This window comes from Enterococcus sp. CWB-B31, assembly GCF_020567645.1.
Lineage (GTDB): Bacteria > Bacillota > Bacilli > Lactobacillales > Enterococcaceae > Enterococcus_L.
The window spans coordinates 1-10780 of sequence record NZ_JAJDJW010000022.1 but is presented as its reverse complement, the minus strand read 5'-3'; the positions used below and the strand labels follow the sequence as shown (position 1 = coordinate 10780).

Below are 10780 nucleotides of genomic sequence, written 5' to 3'. Positions count from 1 at the left end.
TCGCAGGAGCAAGTTATGCAAAAAGCCTTAAGACATACATCGATATACATTAACAGCTGCTCCTATTAGGGGATGAATGTGCAAGTACTCTGTCACCATTTAGAGTTCGCTCATTTTATTTTTTGAAACTGTTCACCACTAAAGTTTTCAGACAGCTCCTAATTGATGATAGGAATCTCTGACCTTTTCAAATAGTTTTGTATAAGGCTTTAATCCTGTATACTGTTCAATCGTGGCATCAAGCCCGCTCTCTTCAATAGCCTGCTGCAATGCACAAGCTTCTTCATCTGAAGGATTTTTAAATTTTAATGCTGCTGCGATTGCAATTGCCAAAGCTTTAGGTGTTTCATTAAATGCTTCTACAAATTGTCTGGCCGGTTGAATAAATCGGTCATTTTCGCCAATTTTTCTAATAGGCGACCGACCTACTCGTGTCACATAGTCTGAAACATAAGGATTCTTAAACCGGTCAATTATTTTATCGATATATTCCTGATGCTCCTGATGAGAAAATTGAAATTTCTTCTCCAATAGAGCACCAGTTTCCTCTAATGCACTTCTGACAATAAACAGCACTTTATCATTATGAATGGCATCCTCAATAGAAGCTATATTTTTTATATAGCCAAAGTAGGCAGTCACTGCATGACCCGTATTAACTGTAAAAAGCTTCCGCTCAATATATGGCGTCAAATCAGGAACATAGGTCATCCCCTGTATCTTCGGTGCTGTTGTCATGTCCGGCAGTTCTTCAACCACCCATTCATAAAATGGTTCAACAGTCACCGTCAGTAAATCTTTATGTGTTTGGTCCGGAACGATTCGATCTACAGCAGAATTTGGGAATTGAATATATTTATCTGCATAAGCAGTTTCCTGTTCGCTTAATCTTTTGTAAGCCTCCTCTTTTAGGAGATTTGAACCGCCAATCATATTCTCACATGCAATTATAGTAAGAGGATTTTTCTCGGACATTCTTGCCTTAATCCCTTTGGCAATTATATCTGCCAGTCTAGGCAAAATAGTTGGACCAACTGCAGTTGTGACAATTTCGGCGCTGCTGATTTCCTGAATCAGTTGGTCTTCCTCTGTTAGGCTGTTTAATGCAGATACATGCTCAACAGTAAATGTATCCTGAGCTTCATTAGCCAGTACAACCTGATACTCTTTTTCCTCATTAATAGCATCTGTAATCTGCTGATTCACATCGGCAAAAATCACTTCATACCCAGCATCTGAAAGTAGCCAGCCGATAAATCCCCGACCGATATTCCCCGCTCCAAAATGGACAGCAGTTTTCATACAGCAATACCTCCTTTGAAGAAGTCAATGATTTCAGCTTCATTTTGAGCTGAGATCAATTTTTCCACATTTTCCATTTCTGAACAAACCATTGCTATTTCCGACAGCAATGCCAAATGTTCGTTCTCAACTCCGGCAATTCCTATAATCAATTTGACTTCATTTCCATCGAATGAAACGCCTTCTGGTGCCTGGATAATGACAATCCCAGATTTCAAAATTGCTGTTTTACTGTCTTCTGTTCCATGCGGGATTGCAACCAAATTCCCGATAAACGTGGATGTCATTCTATCTCGTTCAATCATTTTGGGAATATATTCCTCAGTTACGTATCCCTGCTCCTGAAGCAAGGTTCCAGCTGCTGTGATTGCTGCTGTTTTATCTGAAAAGTGCTGATTTAACCGCACATCTGCTTTTTCAAGTTTCATAATTTCTGTTCTCTCCTCATGTAAAATGTATTCATCTACAAAGCTATATCGCTAAAAAATCCATCAGTCTTTTTACAAAATAATTTGATACTTCTTTTACTGTTCCATATTCTAAAATATCAACCAGTTCCGGATCATCCACAAACATAGCGCTGATATAACTTAAAACCTTCAGTCCTTCTTGTGAGTACTTTTCAGGAGCCAGAAGCAGTACTAGTTTATTCACATTCATTTCTGTCTGATCCATCCCTTTTACTGAAAGCTCTTCTGATAAATGAAATAACTGAAAAAATGGCTGCTGAATCATCTCATCTCTTCCGTGAAACATTCCAATTCGTGTATTTGGTATACCAAATCCGCTCCAGTTTTCATCCTTCATTAAAAGACTGATCAGCAGTTCCACATTAATAGTCGAATCTTTTTCCAGCAACTGAGTACAGACTGCCCTGAGAATATCCTCTGTTGTTCCCATTTGTTTTTCGAGAAAGACATAGTTGAAATTTTTTAAAATATCCAATACGATGTTATGGTAAATTTGCCGTTCTTCTATTAGCTGGATCGCTTCATATGTGGTCAATTCAGCAGCTCCTGTACCAGTACTGTTTTTCCTTTGACTGTAGGTTTTTCCAGCATTTTTTAAATACAAATCGATTTGCATAATTTCCTGTTCAGTCAAAATAGGGGAAACCAGAAAATAATCAAAATCGACTTTCCCTAAATCTATTGTTGAAATGATAATATCTATATCAGATTCTTTTCGTTTTTTTGCCAGTTCAAACAATGAAACAGTCTGCAGCTTTTTCATTTGAGGAATCTTCTGACGAAGTCTGGTTACCAGCATTCGTGATGTGCCAATTCCGCTTGCACAGACCACTAATCCGGAAAATTCTGCTTCACTTTCCAGTTGCAGCAGGACTGAACCAAAATGCAGCACTAGATAACCAATCTCTTCGTCCAGCACCTTATCTCCCTGATAAATTTGATCAAAAACCCTTCGAATAATTTGAAACAGTTCAGGATAATCCTGTTTGATAGATTGAATCAGGGGATTGTAAATCCGCAATCCCTGTTCCAAACGTCTGAAGGTAGGCTTCAAATGAGAAATCAGCCCTTTTAGCAGCTGATCTTTCGGTAATTCCTGATCTAGCTCTTCCTCCACAAGCCCTATCATTTTTTTGGCAAAAAGAATCACTTGCATATCTTCGTTTTCAAAGAAAACTTTATCTGCTTTTCGGCTTTTTAAGCTGCGCAGATACATGGAAATGTAAACAGCTTCGCCCTCTGGAACTACTTCTGATTCGATCTCTAAAATATCAGCAAGCAGTCTTTGAGCTGTTTGATATTCTGATGAATCCAGAATTTCCTGTTCATAATCATAGGACTGTACAAAATTTCCATCAATGATTCGTTCAATCGCAATGGAAAGGTGAACGACTAAATTCACATAGGCTTCATCGCTGATTTCCTGAACTTCCCTTTCACGCCATTCCCGGATATGCACTTCTACATTTTGGAGGATGTTCTCATCAACTAAATTCAGCAGACGATCTTCCAGCCATGTCGTTGTCATCTCAGATTTCTCTTTTTTCTGAAAGTACTTCAGCAGCTGATAATTCGGAAACTGTTCACCAACGATTTCGCTCATTAAATGACGCTTCTCTATTTCAGGTGCTTCCAACGAAACGCCGGCTCCTCTCTTTCGCTCAATAGTCACACCGTTTGGGAGCTGCTCTTCCAATTTATTGAGATCTCCGCTGATTGTTGAGACAGTTACATTTAAATCATTTGCCAGACCAATGAGCTTAACACCATTTTCTTCTTTCAACAATGTTTTTAATATCCTTAACTGACGTTCATCCGGGCTGTATTCATTGTAGGAGAGGTCCATCAGATACCAGCGGAAATTTTGTATATCCTTGTCACTCCCCAACAGCTGATAAAGACCGTTCTCCTTTTTAAGCTGTAAATTATAGGAGAATAATGTATCTTCCACTTCCTTCATATCACGACGAATTGTCCGTTCACTGACATTCAAATCTTTAGAAAGCTTCTTCAATGAAACCGGCAGCGAATAATCCAGAAACTGTTCCAGAATCAACCTTGCTCTTGCTGAAAGATACATTCTTTGCTCCTCCTCTTTTTAAAAATAAATCAGCTTATATGTGAGCCAGCAGCTTATCAACCAAGTCATCATATTGATCCCCATTTAAAAAGTTCTCCACGGACACATGATAAGCATTTGGCAGTTTTTCCTTTGCTCTGGATGTCAGATCTTTATGTGTGACAACGATATCCGCATCGTTTGGCAGCTGTGCGATTGCAGAGTTAACGACTTCAATTGATAATCCAGCTTTTTTCACTTTATTTCTCAAAACTGAAGCCCCCATCGCACTGGAACCCATTCCGGCATCACAGGCAAAAATAATTTTCTGTACATTAATTAAAATACCTTCGTTCTGAGTCTGCACATTCGTTTCAGTCAGTGCTTGAGCAGCAGAATGTTTTCCTTTTAAAGCACTGACCTTCTCTGTTGCCTCCTGCAAATCTGTTTCTGGTTCTTTTGATGTTTTTAGAATCAGGCTGGAAATTCCAAACGACACAGCTGTTGCTGCTGCGATAGCCAAAATAACACCAATATAACCATCACGTGGAGTCATCGCCAATATCGCAAAGATACTTCCTGGAGAAGCCGGCGCAACTAATCCCGCATTAAAAACTGACAGTGTAAGTACGCCCGTCATTCCTCCTCCAATCGCTGAAAGAATGAGTGCTGGTTTCATTAATATATACGGGAAGTAAATTTCATGAATTCCTCCTAAAAAGTGAATGATAATTGCTCCCGGTGCCGTTTGTCTTGCTGATCCTTTTCCAAACAATGTATAGGCCAGCAAGATTCCCAATCCCGGACCAGGATTCGCTTCCAATAAGAAAAGCAGCGATTTTCCGGTTTCTGCCGCCTGCTCAATTGCAATTGGACTGATTACACCATGATTAATTGCATTATTTAAGAAAAGCACCTTTGCCGGTTCAATAAAAATGCTTGCAAGCGGCAACAGTGAACGCTCAATCAGAAAACTTACTCCTGAAGCTAAGGCTGTATTTAAGCCTTCTACTGCAGGACCAACAACTAAAAATGCTAAAATAGCTAAAATTGAAGATAGAATCCCTGCCGAAAAATTATTTACAAGCATTTCAAAACCTGGTTTAATTTTTCCGTCTACGAGTTCATCAAATTTCTTAATACATGCTGCTCCTGCCGGTCCGACAATCATTGCCCCTAAAAACATAGGAATATTGGCGCCCGTAATAACCCCCATGGTCACCATCGCTCCAACAACTCCGCCTCGAATATCATATACCAGACGTCCACCGGTAAAACCAATTAGAATCGGCAGCAAATAATTAATCGTTGGTCCTGTGATCTCATTTAATTGTTCATTTGGTATCCAACCTGTTGGAATGAATAATGCCGTTAAAATTCCCCACGCAATAAATGCTCCAATATTCGGCATAATCATACCGCTTAAAAAGCTGCCGAACTGTTGGATTTTTACTTTCATGCTTCCCTGTGTCTGTTCCATGACTTTTTCCTCCTTGTGTTATGAAAAGTCTTTTGATTCATAAACTTCATTCAGGCTGCGCAGCTGAATTTTTTGACCAGCTCTTGCTGTCATTCTTATTGTAAACGCTCCCTATTCCATTCACAAGAAAATGAAAAGCTAGTTTTGTCCAAGTAATTTTGACAAAATCTGCAATTCCCGCAAGTATCATTCACCTATTCTTCAATATGTAAATGATTTATAATCGAGAGCGCTTTTTAACATACTATATAATTTAAAAAATCTCATCCTGAAGGTTTCAAATTTACAAAAATTGGATTGTCTTCTCTTGGACATTTACACAAAAAACAGATCTTGATTTTACATCTCGGTCTGCTATAGTCTCATCCTATTCTTAGTTTTCCAAAAAATTTACAAAATTTCGCAGTTCTGTCTTTATTTCCACCGAAAGCTCTTTACTTTGGATAGCACCTTCCAAACCATAAAGAAACGACAAACAGGTCCCTTTGTCCCCCTGCTCTCTGACAAGCAAAAACACATTCATACTACCGATCTGTTCCAGCTCTTCCAGTGACTGTATATTTACTTTCCGCAGCTGCTCAGCCATTACTCTTCCAATTTCCAATGTACCCTCCAGTTCAGTCATCGTGTACTTCACTATCTCTCCAATACGGCAATTGTTTCAACTGGTATATCACCGTTTGCTTTGCAGCCGCTGTATTCAATCCCTGTGTTTGAATACTAATGCCCGCCATACTTTTGAGTATTTCTGAAAAATTCTTTATACTTCCATCTGCTAATTCGAGGTCGGGACAAAAGCGATCAGCTCCGAGAATTAAGAAGGACTATCCGAAAGTAATTTCTCATATTTCCAGGATAGTTCGGCTTAATTCCGAAGGAGTTGCTCCTGCGGTTACTCGTCGCAAAAAGAATTTTTGCTTTTGTCCCGCCGTTTATTCGGGTTTAGATATAAAGAGAGTTTGGAACTTTATTCTGTCCCAAACTCTTTGTTCTATTGAGTGAAATCTGCGGTATTTCTCATTGGCATACCGTACGCAATACATTGTTTCATAGTCAGCCTTCTCCCTGATTTGTCACTATGAAATTCGGTCTCCTCCATCATTTTCAGTCTCACCTTAGTCATTATTCAATACTTTTATTTCCTGCAAGACTTCTTGAAATTCAGCTTCAAGCTTTAATTTTTCTGTCTGATCTGCTGAAATCAAGCGACCTAGTATCGTCGTTTTACGGGTTTCCAGCAACAGCTTTTGCTGCTTGACCTGCTCTTCCTTTTCACTAATACGGTTTTTGTCCTGTTCTGTTTGAATCTTCCTATCCGTAATCATCCACTTGTCTGTCGCCACATTTTCAATAAATGTCTCATCATGGGAGATAAACAAGACAGTTCCCTGATATGCTGAAAGTGCCTCTTCCAAAACCTTTATTGAAGCAATATCCAGATGGTTTGTTGGTTCATCCAGCAGCAGTAAATTATATTTACTCAGCAGAAGCCTGCTGATAGCTGCTTTACTTCTTTCTCCTCCACTTAAAACACCAATCTTTTTAAATACCGATTCATTACGAAACTGCATATGCGCCAGTAAATCTCGAACTTCCTGTTCCCCATAAGGTGAGCTTTCACAAACAGAATCAAAGATGGTCATTTCATCATCCAGTGTTTCAAAGCTTTGGCTGAAATAGCCAAGATTTACTCCTCTTGCAAACGAAATCCCTTGTCCTCTATGCAAAATTTCTTTCATAAGTGTTGTTTTCCCTGAACCATTGACACCAAGTAACGCAGTTTTTGAGCCGGTTTCCAATTTAAAAGAGCTGTTCTTCAACAATTCTTTCTGACCGATTACCAGATTGTAATGATCTGCTGCCAATAAATAATTGGCATGAAGTGGTTGGGCAGAAGAAAAAGGAATGACCAGCTTCTTCTTTTCAACTGGTTTTTCCACTTTATTCAACTTCGATAATCGTGTTTCCATGATCTTCGCCCGATTATCAAGATTCTTCTTCGCACGCTGATCCCCCATCTTATGCAGCCTCGCCTCAGAATTACCCATTCGTTTTGGTGTTTTTCTCGTTTGACGGCTTTTATCTTTGACAACACCTACTGCACGCATAAGCTGCTGCTTTTCATGCTGGTAATTTTCATAAGACCGCTGATACTCTGCTTCTTCAATTTTTTTCTGTTTCAGATAGTCATCATAGTTTCCCTCGTATATCTTTACCTGACTATTTTCGATTGCCAAAATTTTATTCACTGTTTTATTTAAAAAAGATCGATTATGTGAAATGACCAGAAGTGTCCCTGCATACCGTTTCAGCTTTTTCTCTAAATAGTTTATTCCATTTTTATCCAAGTGATTCGTTGGTTCATCAGCCAAAAGAATACCCGACACCTCTTTTAGAGCTTCCTGAATCCTTTTCCTGGTCTGTTCTCCGCCACTGGCCGTATCCTCCGAATCAATTAGCTGTTCAATTGAGGCAACCCGATCACTGCAGTTCACCGTTCCCTCATTTGGCTGACAGTCCCCTTTTATGATTGAAAACAGGGTTGTTTTTCCTGATCCGTTATCACCGATTATTCCTACTCTGCTGCCCTGCGGAATAGTCAGATGGTCAATCGTAAATAAATCTTTATCACCAAAGTACATTTTTATATTTTTGAATTTTATTGCCATAACAAAAAAAACCTCCTTCAATTCTGAAGAAGATGACAGTCTGCCTAATTAATTCCAATCATTTAACCCTACGCAAAATAAACGTATGGTTTCATTTTATGAAAGATAACTTGTCATCACTATTTTTAGGTACACTCATCCACTACAGAATTTAATAATTTGTATTAAATTATTGAATAGTAGATGTATTGTACATAGTCAAGTACCTTTCCCTTTCTTAAAGTCACATACAGTCTAACAAAAATTTTCTTATTAATCAAGAGCAGGGATCAAGACTATAGCACAAAAAAAATTTAACTTATATATTTCTCTTGCTTTATCTGAAACATCTTGATAGAAAGTTTAACTTGCACACCAGTTGTTTTTATTCCTCTTCGTGATACAATAAAGTAAAAATTACTTTTATCTTAACTGGAAAGGATGAACGCTTTTGTCTCACTTTACTTCTAAAAAAGAAGAAAAACAATATTATGAACAAACTGCCAGTGAAGTTGAGTTTTTAAAGTGGTATCACCAGCAAGATCATCCTGAATATGAGAAGCCTTCATTAACTGTTGACATTGTCCTGATGTGCTATAACAAAGAGGAAGATCAGCTGAAGCTATTATTAATTAAACGAAAATCTCACCCTTACAGAAACTCGTGGGCGTTACCAGGAGGTTTTGTGACTCCTAATGAATCAACCGGGGAAAGCGTACTTAGAGAAACAAGGGAAGAAACAGGTGTGATTATTTCCAAACACAATATTGAACAGCTGCACACCTTCAGTACACCGAATCGTGATCCCAGAGGCTGGGTTGTCACAGTCAGCTATCTTGCATTTATTGGTGAAGAACCTTTAATCGCAGGGGACGATGCAAAGGAAGTCAGCTGGTTCAATATGAAACGAGAGGATGGCAAACTAATTTTAAGTGATGGAAAAGCTGTTATCACTCTTGACCTAGATGATCCCACTGCAAGCGACCATCATTTGCTGGCATTTGATCATAGCGAAATTCTGTTAAAAGCTTTTAATCGGGTTGCGAATAAAATGGAACACGAGCCGCAGGTCTTACAGGTACTCGGACAAGACTTCACTATTACAGAAGCCAGAAAAGTTTTCGCCAAGTTTTGGGGAATCGATTATAAAACGATTGACCACTCTAACTTTAAAAAAGCTATGCTTCAATATTTTGAAGAAATAGGTGAACGACCGGTGGGGATTGGCCGCCCGTCAAAAATTTATCGTCTGGCAAATTAAGTTGTGTCTGTCAAAAGGTTAGCATTAGCAGGTCATGTAACCATTTTTCCCTTGTTCTCACAAATAGCATTGGATAGTTCCTGCTTTTGAATACATTTTTATAGATTCAATTCATAAAATAAAACAGCAGCTTCCCTTTCAAGTAAACTGATTTCGAAATAGACAACAAAACTGTCAAAATCAGTTGCTACATCGTTTGAAAACAGCTTGCTGTTTTTATTCTTTTGATTTATCAAATTAAGCTGGATAATCATTACTCTCAGCTAGTCAAAACGATTTTTCCCTTGCTGAGTATTTTATGAGCTGCTTTTACATTTTCTGGGTTGATTGAGTGAAGCTCTTGAGTAATGGTGACTTTCAGCTGTCTTACAGCTCAGCAATCTCTTGAAAAATTTTCCACTGTCGTATTTGATCTTTTGTCTGGTACATGGATCGTGTAAGTACGAATTCCCAGCTGAATGTTACACTTTTGCTTTCCAGCAATCCTAAATCAACTGATTAAGCAGTTTCAACTATTGAGCAGATTCCCCTGCGGCTGAATAATTTTTTATATCGCTTCCCAATAGTTGCCTATATTGTATAAATACAGAATGAATGGACTCTCATCAGCCCCCAATCAATCTAATTCCTCTGTTAGAGACTGTCTATGATTGATCACATGATCAGCTCCCGTTTTCAGTCCAGTGTTTCATCTCTGGAAGCGGTCGTAATATCTTCCATTCCAGCAGTCTTTGTCTGCTAAATAGCCATTAAACCGACACCACCAGATCCATTAATGATCAAAATCTGTTTTCCTCGACCTTCTTCTGTGATTCTGAGCTAATCAAACAAGGAGTACCATGTACCGTCAAAGGCATTGCTGCACATTCTGCTATAGACATTTTTTAGGCTTTTTCGCTACTAATTTCTCATCTGCCAGTTGGCACACTAGTGTTGCATGAAACAGCAAATGTTTCACAGAAGAAGATAAGAAAGATGTGGTGCAACTCAAAATAGCTGAGCACTCTTTTTTCTGCACGTCCCTTTATTCGTTTCTTCCAACAAAAAATCCTTTATACTGACTCTTGAATGATTTATCCAAGACTTCATATAAAGGAAATAATTTTCAGATGGCGAAATTTGGTTTGTTCTGCTCTTTTCAATTTAAGCGAGTTCCTCTGGCAAATCAAGTAATACTACACCGTTCACCAGCGATGACAACTTTTGAATAGGCGTTCCAACATACTGAACCTGGACACTTCCATTTCTATAAAAAATTCCTTGCACATTTTTTATTGTTAACAGATTTAAATCCAAATTCAGAAGGCCGTCAAGTCATTCAAAGGCAATAAGCGCATGCGAACAACCCCTATCACCTGCTCCTTGTCAATCAGTCCATAATCCCGACTGTCATACCCATATTCTCTATTGTCTCCTAAAACCAAATAACAATTCTTTGGGATGACCGCTTCCCGGCTGATATCATACTGATCAAAATCAGCCGTGTACTGTCCCCCATTTTTTTGGGCTTCATTGATTTCATCAATGATAAATTTCTCATCCACTACCTCACCATTCACA

The 10780-nt window shown here is 38.6% G+C and carries 8 protein-coding genes; 1 reads left to right on the top strand and 7 read right to left on the bottom strand.

Annotated features, from left to right (window positions below):
* Positions 1-147: 147 nt before the first annotated feature.
* The 6 genes from LI954_RS14765 to abc-f form a co-directional block, all read right to left on the bottom strand.
* Entirely contained in the window at positions 148-1302 is a 1155-nt protein-coding gene (locus LI954_RS14765) for a mannitol-1-phosphate 5-dehydrogenase (RefSeq protein ID WP_229442452.1), read from the bottom strand.
* Positions 1299-1730: a PTS sugar transporter subunit IIA gene (locus LI954_RS14760; protein WP_202069188.1), complete on the bottom strand. Its 432-nt coding sequence runs from the start codon at positions 1728-1730 to the stop codon at positions 1299-1301. Before LI954_RS14760 ends, LI954_RS14765 begins: the two co-directional genes overlap by 4 nt.
* A 43-nt stretch (positions 1731-1773) precedes the next feature.
* Positions 1774-3852 (bottom strand): BglG family transcription antiterminator, encoded by a 2079-nt coding sequence (locus LI954_RS14755; RefSeq protein ID WP_202069186.1) that lies wholly within the window; start codon positions 3850-3852, stop codon positions 1774-1776.
* A gap of 34 nt (positions 3853-3886) precedes the next feature.
* Positions 3887-5311 carry a PTS mannitol transporter subunit IICB gene (locus tag LI954_RS14750; protein ID WP_229444829.1) on the bottom strand — a complete coding sequence of 475 codons (1425 nt, stop codon included), beginning with the start codon at positions 5309-5311 and terminating at the stop codon, positions 3887-3889.
* 373 nt (positions 5312-5684) lie between these two features.
* Complete coding sequence (locus tag LI954_RS14745; RefSeq protein WP_229444828.1) at positions 5685-5915, bottom strand: TfoX/Sxy family DNA transformation protein; 231 nt, start codon at positions 5913-5915, stop codon at positions 5685-5687.
* Between the two features lie 511 nt (positions 5916-6426).
* On the bottom strand, positions 6427-7980 hold the full coding sequence (abc-f, locus tag LI954_RS14740; protein ID WP_229444827.1) for a ribosomal protection-like ABC-F family protein: 1554 nt from the start codon (positions 7978-7980) through the stop codon (positions 6427-6429).
* A 430-nt stretch (positions 7981-8410) separates the two neighbouring features.
* Between abc-f and LI954_RS14735 the strand changes: the two genes are divergently transcribed.
* Positions 8411-9220 (top strand): NUDIX hydrolase, encoded by an 810-nt coding sequence (locus tag LI954_RS14735; protein ID WP_229444826.1) that lies wholly within the window; start codon positions 8411-8413, stop codon positions 9218-9220.
* A gap of 1298 nt (positions 9221-10518) precedes the next feature.
* Here LI954_RS14735 and lepB read toward each other — a convergent pair.
* Positions 10519-10780, bottom strand: a 262-nt coding sequence (lepB, locus tag LI954_RS14730) for a signal peptidase I (RefSeq protein ID WP_229442447.1), incomplete at its 5' end; no start/stop codon positions are given.

Coding starts and splice junctions, on each gene's coding strand:
- LI954_RS14750 (WP_229444829.1), bottom strand. CDS start 5,311: ATGGAACAGACACAGGGAAGCATGAAAGTAAAAATCCAACAGTTCGGC.
- LI954_RS14760 (WP_202069188.1), bottom strand. CDS start 1,730: ATGAAACTTGAAAAAGCAGATGTGCGGTTAAATCAGCACTTTTCAGAT.
- LI954_RS14755 (WP_202069186.1), bottom strand. CDS start 3,852: ATGTATCTTTCAGCAAGAGCAAGGTTGATTCTGGAACAGTTTCTGGAT.
- LI954_RS14765 (WP_229442452.1), bottom strand. CDS start 1,302: ATGAAAACTGCTGTCCATTTTGGAGCGGGGAATATCGGTCGGGGATTT.
- abc-f (WP_229444827.1), bottom strand. CDS start 7,980: ATGGCAATAAAATTCAAAAATATAAAAATGTACTTTGGTGATAAAGAT.